A 25,684-nucleotide genomic window follows, 5' to 3' on the forward strand; every position below is an offset into this window, starting at 1 on the left:
CAAAACCTTGCCAGCACCACACGGTGCCGCTATCATGCCGCGCTCACCTCATGGTGACTGCACTTTGGCCAGGTAGCTCAGTTGGTAGAGCAGGGGATTGAAAATCCCCGTGTCGGGGGTTCGATTCCCTCCCTGGCCACCAGATGTCCCGCGCTCCGCGATGCCCTTGGCTCCGCGGGGCGTTTTGCGTTTCGGGGGACCGAAACGGTCGATTGGAGGTCTTCTGCAACGCCCGGCGAGCCTCATCCGCCGGGCGCTTTCTTTTGCGCGTCGCCTGCTATGCTCGGGAGCCAACATTCGCCCCCGGATGGAGCCATGCCGCGTATCGCCCGAATGCTGTCCGTGCTCGTCGCCGTTGCCTTCCTGGCCGCCTGCGCCTCGGGCGGGCCACCCAAGCGCATCTGGCCGCCGCAGGCCTCCGTGCAGGAACTGGCCGTGCAGGAAGACGGCACCTGGCGGATCGGCGTGCGGCTGCAGAACTATTCCAACGTGGCGATGACCTTCGACCAGGCGACGCTGGACCTGGCCATCGCCGGCCAGCCGGCCGGCCAGCTGGCCCTGACCCCGCGCCTGCGCATCGGGCCCGGGTCGACCGAGATCGTGACCCTGCGGCTGCCACCGGACTTCGACGCCGCCGGACGGGTGGCCGACGCGCTGCAGACCCGCTCGGGCCTGCGCTACCGCCTGCAGGGCCAGATCGTCACCTCCGACCCCACCGGACGTCACGCCACCGAGTTCGAAAGCGTGCTGACCCCCGTGCCGGGCCTGCCCGGCGTGCTGCGCTGACTCCCTTACCCCACCGATCCAGGACGCGCCATCGATGAACAGCTATACCGCCCCGATCCGTGACATGCAGTTCGCCTTGTTCGACGTGCTGGAGGCCGAAGCCCTGTACGCGAAGCTCGGCGCCGACACCGCCCAGCGCGACGTGCTGGACGCGGTGCTGGAAGAAGCGGCGAAGTTCACCCAGGGCGTACTGGCTCCGCTGAACCAGAGTGGCGATGCCGAGGGCTGCACGCATGACCGCGAAACCGGCAAGGTCACCTCGCCCAAGGGCTTCGCCGACGCCTACCGCCAGTACGTGGAGGGCGGCTGGGCCGGCCTGACCGCGCCGGAAGCCGTGGGTGGCCAGGAACTGCCGGAATCCTTCGGACTGCTGTTCAAGGAAATGATCGATGCGGCCAACCTGGCCTGGGGCAACTACCCGTTGCTGTCGCACGGCGCGACCGAAGCCCTCAAGCACCATGGCGAGGACTGGCAGAAGGACGTGTTCCTGACCAGGATCGTCTCGGGCGAGTGGACCGGGACGATGTGCCTGACCGAGCCGCATTGCGGCTCCGACCTTGGCCTGCTGCGCACCCGCGCCGAACCCCGCGAGGACGGCAGCCATGCGATCAGCGGCACCAAGATCTTCATCACCGCCGGCGAGCACGACTTCACCGACAACATCGTCCACCTGGTGCTGGCCCGGCTTCCAGACGCGCCTGCAGGCACCAAGGGCATCTCGCTGTTCATCGTGCCCAAGGTCAAGGTCGATCGGGAAGGCCGCGTGGGCGATGCCAACACGGTCCATTGCGGATCGATCGAACACAAGATGGGCATCCACGGCTCGTCGACCTGCGTGATGAACTTCGATGGCGCCGAAGGCTGGCTGATCGGTCAGCCGAACAAGGGCCTCAATGCGATGTTCACCATGATGAACACCGCGCGCCTCGCCGTGGGAGTTCAGGGCCTGGGCCTGATCGACCGGGCGTTCCAGAACGCCCTGGCCTACAGCCGCGACCGGCTGCAGATGCGATCGATGTCGGGGGCGAAGTTCCCGGACAAGCCCGCCGACCCGATCATCGTGCATCCCGACGTGCGCCGCATGCTGCTGACCTGCAAGGCCTTGGGCGAGGGCAGCCGCCTGCTGGCCCTGCACGCGGCCACGCTGGTGGACGTGATGGAGCGCAGCACGGACGAGCAGGAGCGTCGCGATGCCGACGCGTTCCTGAGCTTCCTGACCCCGGTGGTGAAGGCCTGCCTGACCGAGTGGAGCGTGGAGTGCACCTACCACGCGCTGCAGTGCTTCGGTGGCCACGGCTACGTGCGCGAATGGGGCATGGAGCAGCTCGCGCGCGACGCGCGCATCACCACGATCTACGAGGGCACCACGCAGATCCAGGCACTCGACCTGCTGGGCCGCAAGGTGATCCAGCAGCAGGGCGTGGGCCTGAAGCAGGCCGCCGCGATGCTGCAGTCCTTCTGCGCCGAACACGCCGGCAACGACGCCATGTCGGAGTTCATCACCCCGCTGGCCGAGGCAGCGAAGGATTACGAAGCGCTGACCCGCGAGATCGCCGGCCGCGCGGGCGAAAACCCCGACGAGATAGGTGCCGCGGCGGTCGACTACCTGTTCTGCACCGGTTATCTGATGCTGGGCTACTGGTGGGCCCGATCGGTCGTCGCCGCCGAGGCCGGCACCCACGACGACGCCTTCCGCCAGGCCAAGCGTGAAACGGCGCGCTTCTACTTCGCCCGGATCCTGCCGCGCCGGCTCACGCATGCCGCAGCGATCCGCTCCGGCGGCGAGAACCTGCTGCGGCTCGATGCGGCGCACTTCGACGCCTGAGCGGCGAACCCAAGGACTCCGTGGCCCGCGCCCCGTTCACCTGCCGCCCGGCTTGCGCTAGGCTGGGCCCTCAGTCGCCAACCCAACGGGTTCAGTCATGATCCGCGCCGCCACGGCCGAAGACGATGGTTTCATCCTGGGTTTCGTCGAGCGCTTCACCGATTTCGAACTTCCGCCCGGCCGGCCCCGGCACGTGGTCACCGAAGGCATCCGCCGCGACATCCTCGACCACCTCAACCGTCAGCCGGGCAACTCGTTCTGGTTCATCCTGGAGAACGACGAGGGCGCCTGCTGCGGCTTCATGCACCTGCAACTGGTCGACGATTTCTTCAGCGAACGGCGCAATTGCCATATCGCCGACCTGGGCGTCCACCCGATGCACGAGGGCAAGGGGCACGCGAAGACCCTCCTGGCGCACGCCGACGAGTTCGCCCGCGAGCACCGCTGCGAGCGGCTCACGCTGAACGTGTTCCCCGGCAACGAGCGTGCCCGCGACCTCTACGAGGCCGAGGGCTGGGACTACGACCTGCTGCGCATGTGCAAGCCGCTCTAGGGCGTTCCGCGCTGCGGCTTGCCATTGTGCAATCAAGTTGGGCTATGCTCCGGAGGCATGGCTGGTATCCATCCGCGCTTGAGCGTGATCCGCACCGGGGTTGAACACGACCCGGACGGCCTTGCCGCCTCTTTCGAAGCCGCCCATCCGCGCGTGCTGGCGCTGGATGCCGGTGGCCAGATCCTGGACTGGATCAGCTGGCAGGACGCAACCTGCCTGTACGTGCGTGACGCGGTGATCTGGACCCTGGGCGACCCCTGCCTGCGCATCCACGGTGGCACCAGCCGCCTGACGGGCGAGCAGAGCGTGATCGACCTGCACCCGATCGTCGCCGCCCGTGGCCACGCGCGCCACCGCCACCGCAGCCCCACCCCGCCGCTGACCAACACCGCGTTGTTCAGCCGCGACGCGATGCTGTGCATGTATTGCGGGAACCAGTTCACCCGCAACCACCTGACCCGCGACCACGTGCTGCCCACCTCCAAGGGCGGCCGCGACATCTGGGAGAACGTGGTGAGCGCCTGCATCGCCTGCAACTCGCGCAAGGGAAACCGCAATCCGCAGCAGGCCCGCATGCCGCTGCTGGCCATCCCGTACCGACCAGCTGGGTCGAGCACCTGATCCTGTCCAACCGCCACATCCTGGCCGACCAGATGGCGTTCCTGAAAAGCCACCTGCCGCGCAAGACCCCGCGGCTTGCCTGAGCAGCCGGCCACAGATTCCAAACGCCGAAGCGCCGCGCGATTGACGCATCCGGGCGCGTGTCACAGACTCGCCGGGTCACGCGGCCCGGCCCACCCCCCGGGGTCCGGCGGTGTGGCGTACCGGTCGTGCCTTGCTTCCGGTGTAACCCTGGGGGGCGTCAATGAGTGACAACAGCATCGCCTTCGCCGGCATGGACCGCGCCGGCGAAGAAGAAATCCGTTCGATGTTCGACCGTGCCAACGCCGCCGCCGGCGGCGCGTTCGAGCTTGGAACCGAGGACAGCGCCACCGTGCTGGTGGTCGACGTGGATTCGATCCACGGCCACATGACCTGGCTGCGGGTCCAGAACAACCCGGACCGCATCGTCGTGGCGATATCCTCGCGCCATACCCCGCACGCCCATCATTGCCTGGTGCGTCCGGTGAGCGCGGAATCGTTCGGCGAAGTGCTGGCGAGCATCGCCGCAGGCCTCCCGGATACCGGCGCCGCCACTGCGGAGGAGGAGAACGAGCGCGCCGAAGCCGATCCGCGACCGGAATCGGAGCCGGAGTCGGAATCGGAGCTGGAATCGCTCCCCGAACGTCCCCGTCAGGCTGAGCCCGAGCATCCGCTGCAGCCGGAAGCGAGCCCCGAAGCCGAAGTGGAAACGGAGGCCGAAGCCGCGGCGCAAACGGATGAGCCGCCTCCCGCGAACAAACCACCCGCGCCACCGGCCCGGAAGCGCCTGGGCGACTACCTGGTGCCTGGCCGCCTGCCCGGCCCGTCGCGCCTGGCCTTCCCGAACGCGCCCGAACTGGTGGTCGATCCCGAAGCCCGCGCCTACCTCGGCCCGACCCAGCTCAAGGGGTTCGCCGCCTACGCGCAGGCCGCCGAGATCACCCCGGAACAGTGGGATCCGGTCTCTCCCGAGCAGCTTGCAGCCCTGGCCGGCAGCCACGGCACCCCGCAACCATGGATCCGGCTGGCCTGGCTTTCAGGCCTGTACCGCTCCCCTGGCGAACTGGCCCCGGGACACACGCTGGACGACCGCTTCGGACTGCTGAAATGGCCGCAGATCGAGCGCGAGTTCCCGCGCCACTTCCGCATCGCGACGACGATGATGAAGGGGCCGGCCACCGCCAGCGAGATCGCCGAGGCCTCCGGGGCACCGCTGGACGAGGTGATCGACTTCCTCAATGCCAGCCTCGCCGCCGGCCAGGCCGAACGCGTGGTCGAGGAAGCCCCGCCCGAGGAGCCCCCCGCCAAGGGCGGCGGGCTGCTGAACCGGCTCAAGGGGCTGCGCGGGAACTGAACGCGACGGCCGATGCAGGGGTCGGGCAGGCGATGTGCCTTGCCCCTGCCCGCTGCGTGGACGAAAATTGACGGTCCTGCCCTTCAATGGCGGCAAGATCTTGCCCAACATCGATCCCACGCGTTACCCGCTGCTCTCGGAAATCCAGAATCCGGCCGATCTGCGCCAACTGCCGCGCGAGAAGCTGCGCGCGGCGGCCGACGAGCTGCGCGCCTACCTGATCGACACCGTGGCCCGCTCCGGTGGCCATTTCGGGGCCGGCCTGGGCGTGATCGAGCTGACCGTCGCGCTGCATCACGCCTTCGACACCCCGAACGACCGCCTGGTCTGGGATGTCGGGCACCAGTGCTACCCGCACAAGATCCTCACCGGTCGCCGCGACACCATCCATACGGTGAAGCTGCGCGACGGCATCGCGCCGTTCCCCAAGCGCACGGAAAGCGAGTTCGACAGTTTCGGCGTGGGCCACAGTTCCACATCGATATCCGCGGCACTGGGCATGGCCGTGGCGCTGCAACGCAAGGGCGACCCGCGCCGGGTCGTGGCGATCATCGGCGACGGCGCGATGACCGCCGGCATGGCCTACGAGGCGCTCAACCATGCCGGCGGCATGGACCCGGAACCCAACGTGCTGGTGGTCCTCAACGACAACCGCATGTCGATCTCCGAGAACGTCGGCGGCATGACCAAGATGTTCGGTCGCATGACCGCCAGCCGCACCCTCAACGCGGTGCGCGAGGGCGGCAAGCGCCTGCTGGGCAGCAAGCACGGCGCGCCCGCGCGCTTCATCCGCCGTTGGGAAGAACACTGGAAGGGCATGTTCGTGCCCTCCACGCTGTTCGAGGAGATGGGTTTCCACTACACCGGTCCGATCGACGGACACGACATGGACGCGCTGATGACGGCGCTGACCACGCTCAAGGGGCTCAAGGGCCCCCAACTGCTGCACGTGATCACGACCAAGGGCAAGGGCTACGAACGTGCCGAGGGCGACCAGATCGGCTACCACGCCGTGGGACCGTTCAACCCCGAGGTTGGCCTGGCAGGCAAGAGCGGCCCGAAGAAGCCGACCTACACCGATGTGTTCAGCGACTGGCTGTGCGACATGGCCGCGGCCGACGAATCCCTGATGGGGATCACCCCCGCGATGCGCGAAGGCTCGGGGCTGGTGCGCTTCAGCAAGGAGTTCCCGCAGCGCTACTTCGACGTGGCGATCGCCGAGCAACACGCGGTGACCTTGGCCGCCGGCATGGCTTGCGAGGGCGCCAAGCCGGTCGTGGCGATCTATTCGAGTTTCCTGCAGCGCGGCTACGACCAGCTGGTGCATGACGTCGCGATCCAGAAGCTCGACGTGCTCTTCGCGATCGATCGCGGTGGCGTGGTCGGGCCCGATGGTGCGACCCACGCGGGCAACCTCGACCTGAGCTTCCTGCGCTGCGTGCCGGAGATGGTGGTGATGGCGCCGGCCGACGAGGCGGAGTGCCGGCGGATGCTGAGCACCGGCTTCCGGCATCCGGGCCGGCCGCGGTGCGCTATCCGCGCGGCACCGGACCGGGCGCGATGGTGGGTGGCGATCTGGACACCCTCGAGATCGGTCGCGCCAACCTCGAGCGCGAGGGTGGACCCGTGGCGCTGCTGGCCTTCGGCACGGTGCTGGCCGAGGCGGAGAAGGTGGCCGCCGAGTTCGGGCTGACGCTGGTGAACATGCGCTTCGTGAAGCCGCTCGACCGCGACATGCTGCTGGAGCTGGCCGCGAAGCACGAGGGCTTCGTGACCATCGAGGACAACGTCGTGGCCGGTGGTGCGGGCAGCGGCGTCGCCGAGCTGCTGGCCGGGGAAGGCATGTCGATGCCGATGCTGCACCTTGGCCTGCCCGACCGCTTCCAGGACCACGGCAGCCGCGAGGAGCTGCTGCAGGAGGCCGGACTGGATGCCGCCGGGATCCGCCGCGCGCTGCTTGCCCGCTGGCCGGCCCTTACCCCGTCCCGGAGTGACGTGGCGACGGGCTGAGCCGCCCGAAGCTGACGCGTTCGTGGCCGGCGAGGTCCTGGCGTGAGCCGACCTCGCCCATGCCGGCCGTGGCCATCAGGGTGCGCACCGCCTCGCCCTGGTCGTGTCCGTGCTCGAGCATCAGCCAGCCGCCGGGCTCGAGGTGCGCAGCAGCGCCGGCGACGATCACCCTGATGTCGTCGAGGCCATCCACGCCCGCCACCAGCGCCGAACGCGGCTCGAAGCGGACGTCGCCGTGGTCCAGGTGCGGATCGCCCGAGGCGATGTAGGGCGGGTTGGAAACGATCACGCTGAAGCGCTCGCCGGCCACCGGTGCGTACCAGCTGCCCTGCCGCAAGGCCACGTTGCGAAGGCCGGAGGCATCCACGTTGCGGCGCGCGAGGTCGATGGCACCGGGGGATTGCTCCACCGCGACGATCTCCGCCCGGGGACGCTCGCTGGCGATGGCCAGCGCGACCGCCGCAGTCCCGGTGCCCAGGTCGAGCACGCGCAGGTGCGTCCCCTCCCCGATGCGGGCAAGTGCTGCTTCCACCAGCAACTCGGTTTCCGGTCGCGGAATCAGCGTGCTGGCGTCGACGGCGAGATCCAGGGTCCAGAAACCGCGGCGGCCGAGGATGTGTGCGATCGGCTCGCCCTGCAGGCGACGCCGCAGCAGGCGATGGAATTCGCCCGCGGCCCCGGGCTCGAGGGGATCGTCGGCGTGGGCGAACAGCCAGGCACGCGAACAGCGCAGCACGTGGCACAGCATCAGTTCGGCGTCCAGGCGCGCGCTGTCGCTGCCTTCCTGCAGGCGGCGGGCCGCCTCAGCCAGATGGTGGGACACTGAACCGGGAATGGGGGGCATCGGCAGCCTGTGACATGGCGAAGACATCCGGGCGGCCATGATACGCGCCATGCTGCTCGAGCCACCCCATCGTCCCGCACGCCATTCCCGATTCGCGGCCGTGATCTGCCTTCTGCTGGCTTGTGCCGGCTGCAGTGGCGCGTTCTTTTCCGCCCTCAACACCGGACTGGGCGGCCCCGACCCGTCCACCGTCGTTTTCGACGCGGGCCACGGCCTGGCGCTGGACGTGTTCGCGCCGCAAGCCGCCGACACGCCTGCGCCAGTGGTGGTCTTCTTCCATGGCGGCACCTGGCAAGGCGGGGAGCGCGGCGAGTACCGCTTCGTCGGTGACGCGCTGGCCGCGCGCGGGGCGCTGGCCCTGGTGCCCGACTACCGCAAGTACCCGCAGGTGCGGTTCCCGGACTTCATGGACGATGCCGCGGCGGCCGTGGCGTGGGCGCACGACCACGCCCGGGCACACGGCGGGGACCCCGGGCGGATCTTCCTCGCCGGCCACTCCGCCGGCGCCCACATCGCCGCGCTGCTGGCCACCGACCCGCGCTACCTGGAGGCCCACGGCGTGCCGCGGCACGCGATCGCGGGACTGATCGGACTGGCGGGCGCGTACGACTTCCTGCCCAGCGACGACGAGGAACTGGTCGCGATCTTCGGCAGCGACCCGGACCAGCAGGCGCGCTCGCAGCCGGTCAACTTCGTCGACCGCGACACCCCGCCCGCGCTGCTGATCCATGGCGACGCCGACCGGCTGGTGAAGCCGGCCAACAGCCGGAGCCTGGCGAGCGAACTGCGCGCGAACGGCGTTCCGGTCGCGCACACCGAGGTCGCCGGCATCGGACACATCCGCCTGCTGGCAGGCATGCGCACCGAGCGCTTGGCCGACGTGCTGGACCCGACGGCCGCGTTCATCCACGAGCAGCCCGCCCGCACCCCGACTCCGCGCTGAGCCTGCGCGCCACGGCGGCTTGAATTCGGCGCGGTCGGATCGATATCTCTGGGCACAGGTGGCCGCGGGCGGCGATATAACGATAGCCCAAAGCTATTGCTGTGATAAGAACAATTCAATTGTGCTATCGCAGCATGCCCCCTAGGATGGCACCTGTTCCCACCCAAACCGTTAAGGATGATTTGATGTCTTTGATCAACACCGAAATCCAGCCGTTCAAGGCAACCGCTTTCCACAATGGCAAGTTCGTCGAGGTTTCCGACGCCGACCTGAAGGGCAAGTGGTCCGTCTTCTTCTTCTACCCGGCTGACTTCACCTTCGTTTGCCCGACCGAACTCGAGGACCTGGCCGAGCGCTACGAGGAGTTCCAGAAGCTCGGCGTGCAGATCTACGGCATCTCGACCGACACGCACTTCGCCCACAAGGCGTGGCACGACACCTCCGAGGCGATCAAGAAGGTCAACTACCCGCTGGTGGGCGACCCGACCGGCCGACTGGCCCGCGCCTTCGGCGTGATGATCGAGGAAGAGGGCCTGGCACTGCGCGGCACCTTCGTGATCAATCCCGAGCTCAAGGTCAAGGTGGCCGAGGTCAACGACAACGGCATCGGCCGCGAGGCCGGCGAGTTGCTGCGCAAGGTCCGGGCTGCCCAGTACATCGCCGCGAACCCGGGCGAAGTGTGCCCGGCGAAGTGGAAGGAAGGCTCGGCCACGCTCAAGCCCTCGCTGGACCTGGTCGGCAAGATCTAAAGATCTAAGCAAGCGTTTCAAAGGGGTCCACGCTCCCACGCCCTCTCCGGAGGGCGACTCCCCACCCCTTCGCATGAAGGGGTCCGGGCGGGGTGAACAAGGTACCCGCCCTCTTTTTGCCCGAAACCCGCGAAAACCGAGGAGTTCCACATGCTCGACAATGATCTCAAGGCGCAACTGCAGGCCTATCTGGAGAAGCTCGTCCAGCCGATCGAGCTGGTGGCCTCGCTCGACGAAGGCGAGAAGTCCGTCGAGATGCGTTCGCTGCTCGAGGACATCGCCGGGCTGTCGGAGAAGATTTCCCTGCGCGTCGCCAACGACGACCCGCGCGTGCCGTCCTTCGCGATCAACCGCACCGGCAGCGACATCGGCGTTCGATTCGCCGGCATCCCGATGGGACACGAGTTCACCTCCCTGGTGCTGGCCCTGCTGCAGGTGGTGGCCACCCGCCGAAGCTCGCCCCGGACGTCATCGAGCAGATCCGGGCGCTGGATGGCGACTACCGGTTTGAAACCTATTTTTCCCTGTCCTGCCAGAACTGTCCGGACGTCGTGCAGGCACTCAACGTGATGAGCGTGGTCAATCCCCGCATCCGCCACGTGTCGATCGACGGCGCGCTGTTCCAGGACGAGGTCGATGCGCGCCAGGTCATGTCGGTGCCGTCGATCTACCTCAACGACGACCTGTTCGACTCGGGCCGCAAGGGTGTCGAGGAGATCCTCGCCAAGCTCGACACGGGCGCCGCGAAGCGCGAGGCCGCGAAGATGGGCACGAAGGACGCGTTCGACGTGCTGGTCATCGGCGGTGGCCCGGCCGGTGCCGCGGCGGCGGTGTATGCCGCGCGCAAGGGCATCCGCACCGGGGTGGCTTCCGAGCGCTTCGGTGGCCAGGTGCTGGACACGATGGGCATCGAGAACTTCATCTCGGTCAAGGAGACCGAGGGCCCGAAGCTGGCGCGCCAGCTCGAGGAGCACGTGCGCCAGTACGAAGTGGACATCATGAACCTGCAGCGTGCCTCGGCCCTGGTGCCGGGCAGCGATGGCCTGCACGAGGTGCGCTTCGAGTCCGGTGGTTCACTCCGGGCGAAGACCGTCATCCTCGCCACCGGCGCGCGCTGGCGGCAGATGGGCGTGCCCGGCGAGGAGCAGTACCGCAACAAGGGCGTGGCCTACTGCCCGCACTGCGATGGCCCACTGTTCAAGGGCAAGCGCGTGGCCGTGGTCGGCGGAGGCAACTCCGGCGTCGAGGCGGCCATCGACCTGGCCGGCATCGTCGCCCACGTGACCCTGCTGGAGTTCGACACGAAGCTTCGCGCCGACGAGGTGCTGCAGCGCAAGCTGCGCAGCCTGGCGAACGTCGAGGTCGTGCTGAACGCGCAGACCACCGAGGTGACCGGCGACGGGCAGCGGGTGGACGGACTGGTCTATACCGACCGCAGTTCGGGCGACTCGCGCCGCGTGCCGCTGGAGGGCGTTTTCGTCCAGATCGGCCTGCTGCCCAACACCGAGTGGCTCAAGGGCTCCGTGGCACTTTCGCCGCGGGGCGAGATCGAGGTCGACGCGCACGGCCGCACCTCGGTGCCCGGGGTGTTCGCCGCCGGCGACGCGACCACGACGCCATACAAGCAGATCATCATCTCGATGGGCGATGGCTCCAAGGCGGCGCTCAGCGCATTCGACCACCTGATCCGCAGCTCCTCGCCCGCGGCGAAGCTCGAGGTGCGCGAGGAAGAGGCGGAGACCGCCTGACCACGCCTGAACCGCCCGCGCCGGGCGCCCTGCCAAGGGCGTTCCGGCGCGCGCGACCGCGCGCAGTCGACGATAGACCTGGCCAATGGCCCAGCGCATAATCGATCGATCTCCTGATCGGAAGGCGCGATGAACATCCGCGACCTGCGCTACCTCGTGGCCCTGGCCGAGCACCGACATTTCGGGCATGCGGCGCAAGCCTGCTTCGTCAGCCAGCCGACCCTGTCGACCCAGATAAAGAAACTCGAAGAGGAACTTGGCGTGTCGCTGGTTGAGCGTGCGCCGCGCCGGGTCATGCTCACCGCGGTGGGCAAGGACATCGCCCAGCGCGCCAGCGGGATCCTCGACCAGGTCGACCAGCTCAAGCAGGCCGCGCAGCGCTCGCGCGACCCCGAGGCGGGCACGGTCCGCCTGGGACTGTTCCCGACGCTGGGGCCCTACCTGCTGCCGCACGTCGTGCCGCTGCTGCGCGATCGCTTCCCCAACCTGGAGCTGCTGCTGGTCGAGGAGAAGACCGAGGTGATCCTGGCGCGGCTGCGCGAGGGGCGCCTGGACGCGGGCGTGTTGGCCCTTCCGGTCAGCGACGACCAGCTGCACGTGGAGCCCTTGTTCGAGGAACCGTTCGTGCTGGCCGTGCCCGAGCACCACGCGCTGGCGAACCACGCCTCGCTGAGGCTGGGCGACCTCGCCAACGAGAGCCTGCTGCTGCTCGAGGACGGCCATTGCCTGCGCGACCAGGCCCTGGATGTCTGCCAGTTGGCCGGAGCCGGCGAGAAGACCGGCTTCCGCGCCACGAGCCTGGAAACCCTGCGACAGATGGTGGCGGCCAATGTCGGCATCACGCTGCTGCCGTCGCTGGCGGTGAAGCCGCCGGTGCCGCCCTCGGCCAACATCCGCCTGGTGCCGTTCGACGGCCGGGCGCCGAGCCGGCACATCGCGATGGTGTGGCGGCGAAGTTCCGCGATGTCGGACTTCCTGGAGAAGCTCGCCGGCGTGTTCCGTGAGCTTCCCGATGGACTGTTCACGCCCGACGACACGCCGCCCCCCCGGCTCGACCGGGGGAAGGAACTCCGCGCTCGCCATGCACCGGCGACGCGTCGGCGATTGATCGCCCGATGGCCGCGGGCTATGGTTGGCCGGAAACCTGCAAGCGGTCGGGCGGCGTGCCAAGCACGGCGCCCGTTTTCTTTCATCGGAGCCCCCCATGTCCACCGAACGTCCCGCCATCCTGATCTCCTCGCTCGACCTCGACCGGCTCGAGCACCTGCTGGAGTCCGCCGAGTTCGCCAAGGACCCGGGCGCCGACGCCCTGCGCGGCGAGATCGAGCGTGCCGACGTGGTACGGCCGCAGGACATGCCGGCTGACGTGGTGACGATGAACTCGACGCTGGAGTGCGTCGACGAGGTTTCCCACGACACCCACACGCTGACACTGGTCTACCCCGACCGCGCCGACCGCGACAAGGGTCGCATTTCGGTGCTGGCCCCCGTGGGCACCGCGCTGCTGGGCCTGCGCGTGGGCCAGGTGATCGAATGGCCCAGCCCCAGCGGCAGCAAGCCACTCAGGCTCAAGGTCCTGTCGATCAGCTACCAGCCCGAGGCCGCCGGCGAGCTGCACCGCTGAAACCGCAGCCAGGGACGGGCCAGATCGATCAATCCGCCGCGCCCAGCCCTACCGGGCACGCGACGCCGGTACCGCCGAGCCCACAGTAGCCACCGGGGTGCTTCGCGAGGTATTGCTGGTGCTCGTCCTCGGCGAAGTAGAAGCTCGGCGGCGGGTGCCGCACCTCGGTGGTGATCCCGCCAAAGCCACGCCGCTGCAGCTGCGACTGGTAGGCCAGCAGGCTGGCCTGCGCCTCCTCGTACTGGTCGGCGTCATAGCAGTGTATGACCGAGCGGTACTGGGTGCCGGCGTCGTTGCCCTGGCGCATCCCCTGGGTCGGGTCGTGACCTTCCCAGAAGGCCTTGAGAAGGCTGCCGACCGGAACCTGCGCGGGATCGTAGACCACGCGCACGACCTCGGAGTGACCGGTCATGCCGGAACACACCTCGTGATAGGTGGGGTTGGCTGTATAGCCACCGGCATATCCCACGGCCGTGGAACGCACGCCGGGGATCGACCAGAACAGGCGCTCGGCCCCCCAGAAACAGCCCATGCCGAAATGGATCCGTGCGAGTCCCTCGAAGGGGGCGTCCAGCGGGGCGTCGAGCACCACGTGCCGCGCCGCCACCGGCACCGGGTCGGGCCGACCCTGGAGGGCGTCCTCCGGTAGCGGCATCCGCTGTTTGAAAGCACCTATCCCGAGCATGTCACTCTCCCGGCCGCTGTTGCGGTGAAGTATCGGCAGCCGGCCCTGAAGGCTTCGTGGACACGCCTGCCTCCACGACCACTTCGCGGGTGGTGCTGGCGGCCTTGAGCGTGCCCAGGAAGATGCCTGCCAGGGACACGACCACACCCAGCCATTCCAGTGGCAGCGTGCTGCGCTGGAACAGCACCACGTCCTGGACGAAGGCCAGCGAGGGCTGCAGCAGCAACACCAGGCCCACGACGGAAGTCTTGAGCTGCGGCATCGCGCGGGCGATCAGCACCCACCCCAGGCACTGGCCCACCAGGCCCAGCGCAAGCAGGGCCGACAGGGAGCCCATGTCCGGAATGGCGAACGAAACGCCCTCGCCCAGTGCCACCAGGCCCAGTGCGCCCGCGCACAGCAGCGAGGACATCGCCAGCAGCTGGGCCGGAGGCAGTGCGGAACGCTCGCGCTGCGCATGCCGGAAGCTGAGCATGTAGGCGGCGTAGGCCACGCCAGTGAGCAGCCCCAGCGCCACGCCGACCCGATACTCGGGCGAGAACGCGCCCCAATCCATCCCCACCAGCAACCACAAGCCCGCGAAGGCGAGCACCAGGCCTCCGAGGTAGCGCGGCCCCAGCCGCTCGCCATGCAGCCAGACCCCGGCCAGGGCCATGAGGAACACCTGGAAATTCGCCAGCAGCGTGGCCAGGCCGGGACCGACGCTGAGGATGCTGCGGTGCCACAGGAACAGGTCGGCAGCGAAGAACGCGGCAGGGAAGAGCATCCACCACCAATCGCGCCAGCGCGCGGGCCGCCATTGCCGGCTCAGCACCAGGAAGCCCATCAGCATCAGACCGCCGAAGGCCATCCGCCAGAACCCCGACACCGTCGGGGGCACGTCGGCATAGCGCACCAGCACCCCGGTGGTGGAGATCAACGCGGCCCCGGCGATGAGCATCCACAACGCCGGACGAGGGGAGCTCACGCCAGCGTCTCGTACTTTTCCAGGCGCTCGGGCTCCGCCACGCCCGCGGCGATCCACTCGCGCATCTCCGGCATCGCGAGCATGTGGCGGACGTACTCGCGTGCATCCCCGTCAAGGTCCACGCCATAGCCCCGGAAACGGATGACCACCGGTGCGAACATCGCGTCGACGATTCCGAATCCACCACATAGCCAGGGGCCACCGGAGCGGGCCAGCAGGTCGTTCCAGATCGCGAGCACGCGCGCGATGTCGCGTTGCGCCGCCTCGTCCCAACGGTAGCCATCGGGGCGACGTGCGCAGTTCATCGGCAGCTGCGCTCGCAAAGCCTGGAATCCCGAGTGCATCTCGCAGGCCGCCGAGCGCGCCATGCCGCGAAGACCGGCGTCGGAGGGCCAGCCACGCCCGTCGAGCCAGATGTCGCTGATGTACTCGCAGATCGCCAGCGATTCCCAGATCACGCGGTCGTCGTGATGCAGCACGGGCACCCTGCCGCTGGGGGAAAGCTCACCGATGCGCGCGCGGAAGCCTTCGCTGTCGAGTGACAGGCGGCACTCCTCGAACGCGATGCGATGCACCTTCATCAGCAACCACGGGCGCAGCGACCACGAGGAATAATTCTTGTTGGCGATCACGAGGGTGGGCATGGCAGGAGAACCGGCAGTCGGGAGGCGACATCCTTCCACCGGCCGTGCGGGCGCACAAGTGTGCCCTCAGAGGAATTCCGCCGCCGCACCCTCGAGGCCGAAGCCATGGCTGGATGCCACCTGGACCCGGTTGCGTCCTCCGCGCTTGGCCTGGTAGAGCGCCTTGTCGGCGCGCTCGATGATGCTGCGCGGCGACTTCTCGCCCGGCAGCCGGCTGGCCAGGCCGATGCTCACGGTGAAGGTGACATTGGCCTCCCCGACCACGCACAGCCCGGCGATCGCCTCTCGGATCCGGTCGGCCAGTTCCCGCGCGGCGTCCTGCCGCATGTCGGGCAGCACGATGATGAACTCCTCTCCGCCGTAGCGACCGAACAGGTCGTCCTTGCCAAGGTGGCGCCGGATGCAGTCCGAGGCCAGGCGCAGGCAGTCGTCGCCGACACCGTGTCCGTGATGGTCGTTGACCTGCTTGAAGTGGTCGAGGTCGACGAACAGCAGGGCCAGCGGGCGACGCTCGGCGTGGGTCCGCTCGACGCTCGCCTGAAGCCGGCCCTCCATCGCGCGCCGGTTCAGTGCACCGGTCAGCGGATCGAGCTCGGCGCGACGCCGGAGGTCCACGGCAGCCGCGGCTTCATCCGCAGCGTTCACCGCCACCTGGGCGAACTCGCCCAACAGCTGCAGTTCGAACGGCTCGAAGGCACTACCCTCCTCGCGACGCACCAGCAGCACGCCCCAGCCCGGCTTGGCGACCTGCAGCGGGACCACGGCGAACACCCCGCCTGGCACCACGCCGCCGTCGGGCAGCGCGATTTCCTCGAGCGGCAGGTTGACCGGCTTGCGCGAGCGGCACAGGCCCTTGATCGTCGTGCCGCGCCTGGCCAGCAAGCGCGTGTATTCCTTCTTCAGACCCAGCGGCTCGGCAAGCAGCAGGTCCAGCCCGTGGTAACCGAAGGCGATCACCGAGGAGCCCTGCTGCGGCACCAGCGAGCGCACCGCCTCGAGCAGGCGCCGGAACGCGAGCCACTCCACGTCCTTGGCGTCGGCCCCGCGGATGCCCACGTGCAGTTCCTCGATCAGGCGACGGCGCACCTGCTCGACCACCAGGTCGGCATCGACCCTCGCCTTGTCCTGGCGCGCACGGTCGCGAAGGCGCCGGAACTCCATCATCCGGTCGGCCTGGGCCAGGCCGAACAGGAACACCGCGCCAGCCAACGCATACTGGATGCCGTAAACCGTCAGCGGGTTGCCTTCGATCCAGCCCTGGTCGACCAGCACCCGGGTCAGGGTGAAGCCGAGAACCACGCCCCAGACCACCAGCATCGGGCGGCCCGAGGCTTCCCCGTCGCCCCAGGCCTGCAGCGAGCAGGCCATGCAGGCCAGCAGCGCGGCGATCCACGAGCCCACCATGACCCACTGCAGCCACGGTGCCCAGGACACCGGGCTGGCCAGCCGGCCAGCGCCAGGAGCAGCAATGCGCCGACCCCGATGCGTGCAGCCCACCACTGCCGCGGCCGTCGGCGCCGAAGGCCGGAGTATTCGCAGGCGAGCAGCACGGCACAGGCCGCCAGGAGGCACAGCACGCCCATCATGCCCAGCGCCCCGGACCACCCCAGCCAGCGCAGCCCAGGCATCGCATAGGCATGGCCATTGAGCGCCAGCAGGGCGAAGCCGGTGGCCGTCGTGAATGCCGCCAACAGCAGCCAGGTGCGGTCGCGCAGGGCCACCCAAAGGGCGAATGAAAGCAGCGCCAGCACAAGCAGCCCGGCATAGATGGCGCTGAACAACAGCGCGCGCAGCCGGTCCTGGGCGGCGTACTGCGCTTGCCCGAGCAACTCCGGCGCGATGGCCTGCCGGGTGGGCGAGCGCACCTCCAGCAGCAGGACCCGTGATTGCTGGCCCGCCGGGGCCAGAGGGAACACGTGCCCGGCGAACAGCAGCGGCTCGTGACTGTCGGGGTCGAAGAAATCACGCGATAGTGGCGCGATGCCGGTTCCAGGCTGATGCAGCCGGATCAGCGGCAGCGGAGCGCGTTCGGTCCACAACACGATGTCCCCGGCATCTTCCGTCGGGCCCACGGCCGGAAGCCGCGCCTCGAGGCGAATCCAGTATGTCGCGGATGGGTCCCCTCCGATGGCCACCGCCGCCCGACGGGCCGGCACGAACTGCCCGGCACGACCGGCCAGGACGTCCTCGACGCCGACCTGGTGGCCGGTGACAAGCAGCCGCGGACCGGGTGATGGGTCCGGCGGGCCGGTCAGCGTGGACGCCACGGCCAGGAGAATGACCAGCACGCAGGCCACGACCGGCACCAGGCCGCGAAGCCAGGGGGACCGCGCCCGCTGGCTCGACGGGTCGAGCCTCACGCCCTCATCCATCCGTCATCCTCGGACGCACCCGGATCCTCGTCCTCGTCCTGGACAGCGGCTTGCGGGGCTTGCTCGCCGCAGCGGACCCTTTGCAGCTCTTCGAGCGCCTGGCGCGCGGCGGGCACCTGATGCACCGGAACGCACACCGCCAGCACGCCATGGGCCGGCAACTCGCCCAGTGCCCCGCCGAGGAACTCCCCGCGGATCCACGGCGACAGCCCGGCCTGCTCCAGCCAGACCCTGGCCAGATGTGCGTCGATGCTGTTCTCGGCTTCGTACACCGCCTGCATGCCCACCCTCCCGTGGACTATCGCGGAGCATACCCCGCCCCGGGAAGGCGCGCGAAGACGCCCCAACCGCTACACTGTTGCGCCCCGCGAGCGACCGCTGCCGAGCGCATGAACCAGACCACGCCACCCGACATCGCCGACACCCCCGCCGAGCGCAACGACTTCATCCGCCAGATCGTCCGCCAGGACCTCGCCAGCGGAAAGCACACCGCCGTCCGGACCCGGTTTCCGCCCGAACCCAACGGCTACCTGCACATCGGCCATGCCAAGTCGATCTGCCTCAACTTCGGGGTGGCCACGGAGTTCGGTGGCCGCTGCAACCTGCGCTTCGACGATACCAACCCCGCGCGTGAGGACCCCGAGTACGTCGAGGCCATCAAGGACGATGTACGCTGGCTGGGCTTCGCGTGGGAGGAACTGCGTCACGCTTCGGACTATTTCGAGGTCTTCTACCTCGCAGCCGAGAAGCTGATCACGGATGGGGAGGCCTTCGTTTGCGACCTCGACGCCGAGCAGGTGCGCGCCTACCGCGGCACGCTGACCGAGCCGGGGCGACCCTCGCCCTATCGCGAGCGCAGCATCGAGGAGAACCTCGACCTGTTCCGGCGCATGCGTGCCGGCGAGTTCGGCGATGGTGCGCGGACGCTGCGGGCGAAGATCGACATGGCCAGCGGCAACATCAACATGCGCGACCCGGCGATCTACCGGATCAAGCATGTCGCGCACCAGAACACCGGCGACGCCTGGTGCATCTATCCGATGTACGACTACGCGCACTGCCTGGGTGACGCGATCGAGGGCATCACGCATTCGTTGTGCACGCTCGAGTTCGAGGACCACCGACCGCTCTACGACTGGTTCGTCGACAAGGTGGACCTGCCCGGCAACCCCGGGCTGCTGGCGCCGCTGACCTCGCGCGGGCTGCCCAACGAGGCGGCCAAGCCCCGCCAGATCGAGTTCTCCAGGCTCAACATCAACTACACCGTGACCAGCAAGCGCAAGCTGATGGCACTGGTGAACGAAGGCCTGGTGGACGGCTGGGACGATCCGCGCATGCCGACCATCCAGGGCCTGCGCCGTCGCGGGTTCACCCCCGGCGCGCTGCAGCTGTTCGCCCAGCGCATCGGCATCTCCAAGCAGAACAGCCTCATCGACTTCGGTGTGCTTGAAGGCTGCGTGCGCGACGACCTGGACCCGAAGGCGCCGCGGCGCATGGGCGTGGTGGCGCCACTGAAGCTGGTGCTGACCAACCTGGAAGCCGATCACGAGGAGCACCTCGTGTTCCCGAACCATCCGAAGGACGAGGCCTTCGGCTCGCGCCAGGTGCCGTTTTCCAGGGAAGTGTGGATCGAGCGCGACGACTTCTTCGAGGAGCCGCCCAAGGGCTTCCACCGCCTGAAGCCGGGTGGCGAGGTGCGGCTGCGCGGCGTGGGCATCATCCGCTGCGACGAGGTGGTCAAGGACGGCGACACGCTCACGGAGCTGCGTTGCACGCTCGACCCGCAGACCGGCCGGGGCTGCCCGAGGCGAACCGCAAGGTGAAGGGGACGATCCACTGGGTGAGTGCGCGGCACGCCGTGCCCGCCGAGTTCCGCCTCTACGACCGCCTGTTCTCCGTGCCCGACCCGGACGACGACAGCGACGGGCTGGGCTACCGCGACCACCTCAACCCCGACGCGAAGACCATCGTGCAGGGCTATGTCGAGCCCGCGGCGGCAGCCGTCGGCCCGGAGTCGAACCTGCAGTTCGAACGGCTGGGCTATTTCGTGGCCGATCGCCGCGACCATCGCATCGATGCACCCGTGTTCAACCGGACCGTGGCACTGCGCGACACCTGGGCGAAGTCCCGCTGAACGCGGGTGCCCGGGCCGGGCACGGGGCACGGCGGCATCGGCTAAGCTTCCACTACCGATGCTGCCCACCAAGGAAACGGCCCATGCGCATCCACCTTTTCATCCTGCTGCTCGCTCTGCCGCTCCTGGCCGCCTGCGCGACCCCGGCGCCCCCACCTCCCAGCGACCCCGGCCTGGCGCCCCCGGCGATGGGCACGGGCACCGGCGGCCTGCGCGTCGACGATGCCGTTGACTACAGCTGCACGGTGGACGCCGACTGCGCGGTGAAGAACGTCGGCAACTGCTGCGGCTACTACCCGGCCTGCGTCAACGTCGACAGCCCGACCTTCCCCGAGCAGGTGCGCGAGCGCTGCGAGGCCGAGGGCATGATGGGCGTGTGCGGCTTCCCGGACATCACCGCCTGCCAGTGCGTGGACAACCGTTGCGAGGCTGCCGGCAGCGCAGGCCAGCCGCACCGCATCGAGATCAAATGACATGCTCTACGCGCAGCTCCACCTGACGCTGCCGGCCTGGATACACGAGGAAGTCGACGCAGAGCGCCGTTGCCCGGACGCCGAATCGCAGGTCGCGCTGGCGATCCAGCTCTCGCGCCGCAATGTGGAGCATGGCAGCGGCGGCCCGTTCGGCGCGGCGGTGTTCGACGGCGAGGGACGGGTCCTCGGCATCGGCGTGAACCGGGTGGTCCCGCAGAACTGTTCGGTCGCGCACGCCGAGATGATGGCCTTCATGCTGGCGCAGCAGCGCACCCAGCGCCACCGACTCAACGAGGACGGCGGCACGATCGTACTCGCCACGTCGGCCCAACCGTGCTGCATGTGCTACGGCGCCAGCTTCTGGGCAGGTATCGACACGCTGCGTATCGGGGCCCGCGCGGAGGACGTCATGGAGTTGACCGAATTCGACGAAGGTCCGCTGCCCGAGGACTGGAGCGGTGAACTCGAGCGGCGCGGCATCGGCGTCGAGCGCGACATCCTGCGCGACCATGCCCGCGACGTGCTGCGCCAGTACAGCCAGCTCTCCGGCCAGGCGTACTGACATGGCCACCCCGGTCGACCACCCCGCCGCGACGGGGCTGCTGTGCTTTTGTCGCGCCGGCTTCGAACCCGACCTGGCCGCCGAGCTCGGCGAGCGGGCGGCCGCGGCGGGCCACCACGGCTATGCGCGCACCGAGCGCGGTTCGGCCTACGTCGAATGGCTCGGCACCCCGGACCCGCGGGCGCTCGACCGGGCCTTGCCCTGCCGTGACCTGGTGTTCGCCCGGACCAAGCTGCGCCTGCTGGCCGAATTGCCCGGCATCGACCCCGGTGACCGGATCGCCGCGCTGCTTCCGGTGCTGGCGCGGGGCCGCTGGGGCGAGCTGTGGGTCGAACACCCGGACGCGGATGCGACCCGGCCGCTGTCCGGCCTGGCGCGCGCGTTCGCCAATGCATTGCGCCCGGCCCTGCGAAAGGCCGGCCACCTCAGCGCCACGACCGACCCGCGCCTGCCACGCCTGCACGTGGTGTTGCTGGCCGGCGACCACCTCCTGGTGGCCGAGGCCGATCCGACCGACGCATCACCCTGGCCACTGGGGATTCCACGACTCCGGGTGCCTGCACAAGCGCCGTCACGCTCCGCGGCCAAGCTGGAGGAAGCCCTGCTCACACTGCTTGACGAGGACGAGCGGGACCGATGGCTGCAGCCGGGGATGCGCGCCGCCGACCTCGGCGCCGCACCGGGTGGCTGGAGCTGGATCCTCGCCCGCCGGCAACTGCGCGTGCAGGCGATCGACAACGGCCCGATGGCCGATGCCGCGATGGACACGGGCCTGATCGAACACCTGCGGGCGGACGGCTTCCGCTGGCACCCGTCGCAGCCGATCGACTGGATGGTCTGCGACATGGTGGAACAGCCGATCCGCGTTGCCTCGCGCATGGCCGAGTGGTTCGCGCACGGCTGGTGCCGGCATTCGATATTCAATCTGAAGCTGCCGATGAAGAAGCGCTGGCAGGAAACCCGGCGCTGCCTGGATCACTTCGGCGAGTCGGCGGGACCGCTGAAGGTGCTGCGCGCGCGCCAGCTCTACCACGACCGCGAGGAGATCACGGTCTTCGCCAGCCGCTAGTGCCTGCGCTCAGCGCCCTGCGGCGTGGCGCCACAACCGTCGTGCCAGGCCCGGCACGGCGTTGGCCAGGCCCAGCGCCTTCCCGCGCAGCAGCGTGGGCGCCAGCGCATCGCTGGAGAAGACACGATTGATGCCATCGAAGGCCCAGGCCGCGATGACGTTGTCGCTGCGGCGCTCGCGCTGGTAGCGCGCCAGGCGGTGGGCGGCGCCGATGTCGCGCGCCCCCGCCGCCTCCACCAGCCTTTGCAGGCAGGCAGCATCGCGGAGCCCAAGGTTCACGCCCTGCCCTGCCAACGGATGCACCGCATGCGCGGCATCGCCGGCCAACACCACGCGACCCGCCACGTAGCTCCGGGCGAGTTGGCGACGCAGCGGAAACGCGGCGCGCTGCGACACCGAAGTGATCGCGCCGAGGCGGCCGTCGAAGGCACGCTCGAGTTCGCGCATGAACTGCTCGTCCGTGACCTCGAGCAGCCGCGTGGCCTCGGCGTCGGGCAGCGACCAGACGATCGAGCAGCGGCCATCGGCGACCGGCAGGAACGCCACTGGCCCACCCGGAAGGAAACGCTGCCATGCCGTGTCCTGATGGGGATGCTCGGTGCCGACGTAGGCGACCAGGCCGCGCTGGTCGTAGGCATGTGCGTCCACCTCGATGCCGGCCAGGCCACGCAGTGTCGAACCAGCGCCGTCGGCAGCGACCACCAGTGGCGCGGCCACGCGGGTGCCATCGTCGAGGCCCAGCGTGGCCCGATCGCCGTCCTGCTCCAGGTGTTCGACCCGGGCCGGGCACATCCGCCGCAGGCCGCGTTCCCGACCAAGTGCTTCCCATAGCGAGGCGGCAACCAGGTCGAGCTCGACGATCCAACCCAGTTCCGGTTGCCCGAAGCGATCGGCATCGAAGTCCAGTTCGCCGCCGCCCGCCGCATCCCAGACACGCATGCGACGGTACGGGTGGGCCCGCCTGGCGGCGATCGCCGGCCACACCTCCAGCGCCTTGAGCTGATCGACGGCGTCCGCCGCCAGCGCCACCACCCTGAGGCCCGGTGACCCCCCGTCCCATCCAACCGGCTCGCGCGACTCCACCAGCGCCACCCGGCGACCGCTGCGCGACAGCGTCAGCGCCAGCATCGCGCCCACCACGCCGGCGCCGACGACGATCGCGTCGAATCGATCGCGTGGGGCGCTCATGAACCGGCCCCGTGATCGCCTGCACGGCCCCGGGCCAGACCTGGCACCTGGCCACGGAAACCCATGGCCCCGGTCGCCAGGCGTGCCTTCATGGCCGGCATGCGCTCCAGCGCCAGGAGGCCCAGGGATCGCAGGGCATGCATGCCCATGCCGGGGTTGGACGTGACCCGCGCAAGGCCGTCGCTGAACGCGAGGGTCTGCTCGCGATCAGCGGCGCGCAGGGCGGGATATTCCGCCAGCAACGGCGCCGCGCCGGGATCGGCCGAGGCCCCGGGACGCGCCAGCAACTCCGCCAGGGTCAGCGCGTCGCGCAAACCGAGGTTGAAGCCCTGGGCGCCGATCGGGTGCATGGTCTGGGCGGCATTTCCGACCAGCACCACGCGCGGCGCCACGAGCTCCCGGGCAATGCAACGACGGATCGGGTAGCGGCTGCGCCTGCCGCCCGGATCAAGCGCCCGGCGCGTCCGCCGAAGCGTTGCTGGAACAGCGCCAGATAGTCCGCGTCGGGAAACTCGGCGACGGCATCGGCATCTTCGGTGGGCACACCGATGATCGCGCCGTAGTGGCCATCGGGCCGCGGGAGCAGGGCAATCGGCCCGGAATCGCTGAAGCGCTCCCAGGCCGTTCCATCGGGAGCGCGCGCGGCAGCGAGGCTGCACACGAACAGGGTTTGCCCATAGTCGTGATCGTCGGTCGCGATGCCCATGGCCGAACGGACGGGGCTGGCGGTGCCGTCAGCCGCCACCAGCAGGCGGGCATGCAGGCGAGATTCGGTTCCCGCGTCGGGACCGACGCCGGAAACGGCCACCTCGACATGGTCCTCGCCCACCTCCAGGCCGGTCAGGACCGCAGGCCGGTGCCGCCGAAGCGTGGCCAGGCCAGCCAGGCGCGCCTCCAGCGCCGCACCCAGGTCGCGTGCGACGACGACGCCGCCGAACGCGTCGCGTCCGAACTCCCGCGCGTCGAGCCGCACCGCGCCCAGGTCGCCGCGGCGACTGACGTGGATCCGGCGGATGGGCGCGGGTGGCGTGGCCAGGCGCGACAGCACCCCGAGCGCATCGAGCGCATTGAGGCTGGCGGCGGCCAGGGCGAGGTTGCGCTCGTCGAAGGCGGGCGGACCCGAAGCGCCGTGGCCGGTGCCGGGGGTCGCCTCGACCATGCCCACGCGCAATCCCAGGGGCTCGAGCGCACAGGCCAGGCTGCTTCCGACCAGGCCACCACCGATGATCAACACGTCGTACATGCCGGCTCCGCGCCTCCATCCCGGCGCAGGGCGGCGGGCCGGTCGATGGAGACTTTGCGCTATGCTACCGGGCCTGTGCCGTGCCCCGCCATGAAGCTGAAATCGCAATGAAGCCATCGACCCCGAACGCTATGCTCTCTCCCGGCCCGCTGGTCCTGCTCGGCCTGATCCTGGCCGCCGCCCTGTCCCGGCTGCTGCCGACCCCTCCGAACTTCTCGCCGGTCGAGGCCATGGCGCTGTTTGGCGGCGCCTACTTCGCCGCGCGCTGGCTGTCGCTGCTGGTGCCGCTGCTGGCGATGCTGGTGGCCGACCTGGCCCTGGCCGCAGTCCATGGCGGGCTCTACGCCAGCCATCTGTTCGGCAGCGGTTTCTGGCTGGTCTACGCCTGCATCATCGGCATGAGCCTCATGGGCTTCGCGCTTCGCGGCCGGGTGACCGGCGCGCGCGTGCTGGGCTTGTCGCTGCTGGGCGCACTCGGGTTCTTCCTGGTCACGAACTTCGCCGCCTGGCTCGGCTCGCCGCTGTACCCGCAGACGATGGCCGGCCTGGGCGCCAGCTACGTCGCCGCGATTCCGTTCTTCAAGTGGTCGGTGCTGAGCACGCTGTTCTACGCGGCGATCCTGTTCGGCGGCTTCGAGCTGCTGCGCCGGCGTACGCCGGCGCTGCGCCCGCAGACGGTCTGAGCCCTCGTGGGCAACCGCCTGTCGAAGATCTACACCCGCACCGGCGACGACGGCACCACCGGCCTGGGCGATGGCAGCCGCGTGGCCAAGGATTCGGCACGGGTCACCGCCTACGGCACCGTCGACGAAGCGAATTCGGCCATCGGCCTGGTCCTGGCCTGTGAGTTGCCCGAACCGGTACGTGCCCTGCTGGTAGGGGTACAGCACCAGTTGTTCGATCTCGGTGGCGAGCTGTGCATCCCGGGGCACACCGCGATCCAGGACGCCGACATCGAGCGCCTCGAGCAGGCGCTCGACGGCCTCAATGCCGACCTGCCGCCGCTGAAGGATTTCATCCTGCCCGGAGGGGGCCTGGCTGCCGCGCACTGCCACCTGGCGCGCACGATCTGCCGCCGTGCCGAGCGCGAGGTCGTCACGCTGTCCCATCACGACGCCGTGCGACCGCAGGCAATCCGCTACCTCAACCGGCTTTCCGACCTGCTGTTCGTGGTGGCCCGCGTGCTGGCGCGCGAGAGTGGCCACGGCGAAGTGTTGTGGAAGCACGAACGCCGCAACGGCTGAGCCCGCACGATGCCGAGGGGCACTA

At 69.3% G+C, this 25,684-nt stretch carries 20 protein-coding genes, 1 tRNA gene and 6 pseudogenes; 18 read left to right on the plus strand and 9 right to left on the minus strand.

What is annotated here, in order from left to right:
• Positions 1-66: 66 nt before the first annotated feature.
• The 7 genes and pseudogenes from FU658_RS12190 (at position 67) to dxs (ending at position 7,170) form a co-directional block, all read left to right on the plus strand.
• Positions 67-142, plus strand: a tRNA-Phe gene (locus tag FU658_RS12190).
• A gap of 173 nt (positions 143-315) precedes the next feature.
• Complete coding sequence (locus tag FU658_RS12195; RefSeq protein ID WP_187266095.1) at positions 316-786, plus strand: LEA type 2 family protein; 471 nt, start codon at positions 316-318, stop codon at positions 784-786.
• A gap of 34 nt (positions 787-820) precedes the next feature.
• Positions 821-2,611, plus strand: coding sequence for an acyl-CoA dehydrogenase C-terminal domain-containing protein (locus FU658_RS12200; protein WP_147892331.1), 1,791 nt, complete (start codon positions 821-823; stop codon positions 2,609-2,611).
• 97 nt (positions 2,612-2,708) lie between these two features.
• The gene (locus tag FU658_RS12205) at positions 2,709-3,164 is read left to right on the plus strand and encodes a GNAT family N-acetyltransferase (protein WP_147892332.1); all 456 of its coding nucleotides are present in this window, start codon (positions 2,709-2,711) and stop codon (positions 3,162-3,164) included.
• 57 nt (positions 3,165-3,221) lie between these two features.
• A pseudogene (locus tag FU658_RS12210) lies at positions 3,222-3,868 on the plus strand (HNH endonuclease).
• Positions 3,869-4,029: 161 nt separating this feature from the next.
• Entirely contained in the window at positions 4,030-5,160 is a 1,131-nt protein-coding gene (locus FU658_RS12215) for a hypothetical protein (protein ID WP_147892333.1), read from the plus strand.
• Between the two features lie 109 nt (positions 5,161-5,269).
• Positions 5,270-7,170: pseudogene (gene dxs / locus FU658_RS12220) on the plus strand (1-deoxy-D-xylulose-5-phosphate synthase).
• Here dxs and prmC read toward each other — a convergent pair.
• Positions 7,136-8,014, minus strand: a complete 879-nt coding sequence (gene prmC, locus FU658_RS12225; protein ID WP_147892334.1) for a peptide chain release factor N(5)-glutamine methyltransferase — start codon at positions 8,012-8,014, stop codon at positions 7,136-7,138. The pseudogene dxs and the gene prmC overlap by 35 nt on opposite strands.
• A gap of 100 nt (positions 8,015-8,114) precedes the next feature.
• On the opposite strand from prmC, the gene FU658_RS12230 reads away from it, so the two are divergent.
• The 5 genes and pseudogenes from FU658_RS12230 to rnk all read left to right on the plus strand — a co-directional run bounded on the left by FU658_RS12230 (position 8,115) and on the right by rnk (position 13,078).
• Complete coding sequence (locus FU658_RS12230; RefSeq protein WP_187266096.1) at positions 8,115-8,957, plus strand: alpha/beta hydrolase; 843 nt, start codon at positions 8,115-8,117, stop codon at positions 8,955-8,957.
• Between the two features lie 185 nt (positions 8,958-9,142).
• Positions 9,143-9,706 (plus strand): alkyl hydroperoxide reductase subunit C, encoded by a 564-nt coding sequence (gene ahpC, locus FU658_RS12235; RefSeq protein WP_147892336.1) that lies wholly within the window; start codon positions 9,143-9,145, stop codon positions 9,704-9,706.
• Between the two features lie 150 nt (positions 9,707-9,856).
• Positions 9,857-11,454 (plus strand): annotated as a pseudogene (gene ahpF, locus FU658_RS12240) (alkyl hydroperoxide reductase subunit F).
• 129 nt (positions 11,455-11,583) lie between these two features.
• A pseudogene (locus FU658_RS12245) lies at positions 11,584-12,486 on the plus strand (LysR substrate-binding domain-containing protein); the annotation flags it as partial.
• A gap of 172 nt (positions 12,487-12,658) precedes the next feature.
• Positions 12,659-13,078: a nucleoside diphosphate kinase regulator gene (gene rnk, locus FU658_RS12250; RefSeq protein WP_147892337.1), complete on the plus strand. Its 420-nt coding sequence runs from the start codon at positions 12,659-12,661 to the stop codon at positions 13,076-13,078.
• A 28-nt stretch (positions 13,079-13,106) separates the two neighbouring features.
• Here the strand turns inward: rnk and msrA are convergent, their stop codons facing one another.
• The 6 genes from msrA to FU658_RS12280 form a co-directional block, all read right to left on the minus strand.
• Positions 13,107-13,763 (minus strand): peptide-methionine (S)-S-oxide reductase MsrA, encoded by a 657-nt coding sequence (msrA, locus tag FU658_RS12255; protein WP_147892338.1) that lies wholly within the window; start codon positions 13,761-13,763, stop codon positions 13,107-13,109.
• A gap of 1 nt (position 13,764) precedes the next feature.
• Complete coding sequence (locus FU658_RS12260; RefSeq protein ID WP_255505591.1) at positions 13,765-14,730, minus strand: DMT family transporter; 966 nt, start codon at positions 14,728-14,730, stop codon at positions 13,765-13,767.
• Positions 14,727-15,374 (minus strand): glutathione S-transferase family protein, encoded by a 648-nt coding sequence (locus tag FU658_RS12265; RefSeq protein WP_147892339.1) that lies wholly within the window; start codon positions 15,372-15,374, stop codon positions 14,727-14,729. Before FU658_RS12265 ends, FU658_RS12260 begins: the two co-directional genes overlap by 4 nt.
• Before the next feature lie 66 nt (positions 15,375-15,440).
• Entirely contained in the window at positions 15,441-16,763 is a 1,323-nt protein-coding gene (locus FU658_RS12270; protein WP_343195878.1) for a GGDEF domain-containing protein, read from the minus strand.
• The gene (locus FU658_RS15510; RefSeq protein ID WP_147892341.1) at positions 16,652-17,746 is read right to left on the minus strand and encodes a 7TM diverse intracellular signaling domain-containing protein; all 1,095 of its coding nucleotides are present in this window, start codon (positions 17,744-17,746) and stop codon (positions 16,652-16,654) included. The genes FU658_RS12270 and FU658_RS15510 overlap by 112 nt, the downstream gene beginning before the upstream one ends.
• Positions 17,731-18,027 carry a putative signal transducing protein gene (locus FU658_RS12280; protein WP_147892342.1) on the minus strand — a complete coding sequence of 99 codons (297 nt, stop codon included), beginning with the start codon at positions 18,025-18,027 and terminating at the stop codon, positions 17,731-17,733. Before FU658_RS12280 ends, FU658_RS15510 begins: the two co-directional genes overlap by 16 nt.
• Before the next feature lie 108 nt (positions 18,028-18,135).
• Between FU658_RS12280 and FU658_RS12285 the strand changes: the two are divergent.
• The 4 genes and pseudogenes from FU658_RS12285 to rlmM all read left to right on the plus strand — a co-directional run bounded on the left by FU658_RS12285 (position 18,136) and on the right by rlmM (position 21,984).
• A pseudogene (locus FU658_RS12285) lies at positions 18,136-19,880 on the plus strand (glutamine--tRNA ligase/YqeY domain fusion protein).
• An 83-nt stretch (positions 19,881-19,963) separates the two neighbouring features.
• The gene (locus FU658_RS12290; RefSeq protein ID WP_425477613.1) at positions 19,964-20,353 is read left to right on the plus strand and encodes a hypothetical protein; all 390 of its coding nucleotides are present in this window, start codon (positions 19,964-19,966) and stop codon (positions 20,351-20,353) included.
• A 1-nt stretch (position 20,354) separates the two neighbouring features.
• Positions 20,355-20,915 (plus strand): nucleoside deaminase, encoded by a 561-nt coding sequence (locus FU658_RS12295; protein ID WP_147892343.1) that lies wholly within the window; start codon positions 20,355-20,357, stop codon positions 20,913-20,915.
• Position 20,916: 1 nt separating this feature from the next.
• Positions 20,917-21,984: a 23S rRNA (cytidine(2498)-2'-O)-methyltransferase RlmM gene (gene rlmM / locus FU658_RS12300; protein ID WP_147892344.1), complete on the plus strand. Its 1,068-nt coding sequence runs from the start codon at positions 20,917-20,919 to the stop codon at positions 21,982-21,984.
• A gap of 9 nt (positions 21,985-21,993) precedes the next feature.
• Here the strand turns inward: rlmM and FU658_RS12305 are convergent, their stop codons facing one another.
• Complete coding sequence (locus FU658_RS12305; protein WP_147892345.1) at positions 21,994-23,172, minus strand: FAD-dependent monooxygenase; 1,179 nt, start codon at positions 23,170-23,172, stop codon at positions 21,994-21,996.
• A pseudogene (gene ubiH, locus FU658_RS12310) lies at positions 23,169-24,415 on the minus strand (2-octaprenyl-6-methoxyphenyl hydroxylase). The gene FU658_RS12305 and the pseudogene ubiH overlap by 4 nt, the downstream one beginning before the upstream one ends.
• Positions 24,416-24,522: 107 nt before the next feature.
• Between ubiH and FU658_RS12315 the strand changes: the two are divergent.
• Positions 24,523-25,098, plus strand: a complete 576-nt coding sequence (locus FU658_RS12315) for a DUF6580 family putative transport protein (RefSeq protein WP_222708446.1) — start codon at positions 24,523-24,525, stop codon at positions 25,096-25,098.
• Positions 25,099-25,104: 6 nt separating this feature from the next.
• The gene (locus FU658_RS12320; RefSeq protein WP_147892346.1) at positions 25,105-25,659 is read left to right on the plus strand and encodes a cob(I)yrinic acid a,c-diamide adenosyltransferase; all 555 of its coding nucleotides are present in this window, start codon (positions 25,105-25,107) and stop codon (positions 25,657-25,659) included.
• Positions 25,660-25,684 lie beyond the last annotated feature (25 nt).

Origin of the sequence: Alkalisalibacterium limincola (assembly GCF_008017755.1) — a bacterium.
Classification (GTDB): domain Bacteria; phylum Pseudomonadota; class Gammaproteobacteria; order Xanthomonadales; family Xanthomonadaceae; genus Alkalisalibacterium; species Alkalisalibacterium limincola.